Source organism: Psychrobacter sp. I-STPA6b (assembly GCF_020662265.1).
Classification (GTDB): Bacteria; Pseudomonadota; Gammaproteobacteria; order Pseudomonadales; family Moraxellaceae; genus Psychrobacter.
In genome coordinates, this window is record NZ_VEWM01000001.1 from 1 (window position 1) to 1,273 (window position 1,273).

At 45.6% G+C, this 1,273-nt stretch carries 1 protein-coding gene; it reads left to right on the forward strand.

Annotation, left to right across the window (positions count from 1 at the left end; genetic code table 11):
• The coding region (locus FHK88_RS14455) for a hypothetical protein (protein WP_227428739.1) at positions 1 to 1,247 on the forward strand (1,247 nt) is incomplete at its 5' end.
• Positions 1,248 to 1,273 lie beyond the last annotated feature (26 nt).

Consider the following 1,273-nt stretch of genomic DNA (forward strand, 5'->3'; position numbering starts at 1 on the left):
AAAAGAGAAGAAGAAAGGGGAAAAGAAAAAGGAGGGAAAGGGGGAGGAGAAAAGAAGAGAGGGGAGGAAAGAGAGAGAGGGAAAAGAAGAAAGAGGAGAGAAAGAAGAAGGAAAAGAGGGAGAGGGAGAAAAAAAAAGGGAAAAGAAAAGGGGGGGGAGAAAAAAAAAAGGGAGAGGGAGAGAGGAAAGAGAAAGGGGAAAGGGGGAAAAGGAAGAAAAAGGGGGAAAAGAGGGGAGAGAAAGAAAGAAAGAAGAGGGAAGAAAAAGGAAAGGGAGAGAAGAAAGGGGGGAGAAAAAAAAAGAAGAAAGGGGAAAAGAGGAGGGGAAAAAAAGAAGAGGGGGGGAAGGAAAAAAGGAGGAAGAAAAGAAGGAGGAAGAGGGGGAGAAAGGAGGGGAAGAAAGAAAAGGAGAAAGAGAGGAAGAGGAGAGGGAAAGAAAAAGAGGAGAAAAAAAAGAAGGAAGAAGAGAAAAGGGAGAAGAGGAAGAAGAAGGGAAAGAAGAGGAGAGAAGGAGGGAAGGGGAGAAAAAGGAGGGGGGAGAGAAAGGAAGGGGGAGGGGAGAGAAAAAAGGGGGAGAAGAAGAAAGGGGGAAAAAGGAAGGAAAAGAAAGGAAAAGAAAAGGGGAAAAAAGGAAAAAGAAGGGGGGAAAGGAGGAGAAAAGAAAGGGAGAAGGGGGAGGAGGGAAGGAGGGAAAAAGAGAGAAGAAAAAGGAAAAAGAGGGAAGAAAAAAAAAAGGAAGGGGAAGAAAAGGGGAAGAAAGAAGAAGGGGAGGGGAAGGAAGAAAGGGAGAAGAAAAAGGGGGAAAAGGGAAAGAAAGAAGAAGAGGGAAGAGAAAGAAAAAGGGAGAAAAGAAAAGAGGGAAGAGAAAAAGAAAGAAAAGGAAGGGAGAGAAAGGGAGGGGGGAAAAAAAAGAAAAAAAAAGGGAGGGGAAAGAAGGAGGAAAAAGAGGGGGAAAAGGGAGAAGGAGGGGAGGAAGGAAGGGAAGGAGAGGGAGGGGAGAAGAAGAGAGGGGAAGAGACAGAGAAGAAAAGGGAGAAAGAGGGAGAAGGAAAAGGGGGAGGGGAGAAAGGGAGAAGAAGGGGGGGGGGAGAGGAAGGAAGAGGGGGAAAAAAAAGGAAAAAAGAGGAGGAGGGAAGGGGAGGAGGGGGAGGAAGGAAAAAAGGAGAGGGGAAAGGAGAGGGAAAAGAAAAGGAGAGAGAAGAAAAGGGAAGGGGGGGGAGAGAAAAGAGGGGGAGAGGGAAAAAATAAATTATATAATTCAGATAAGTTTATAT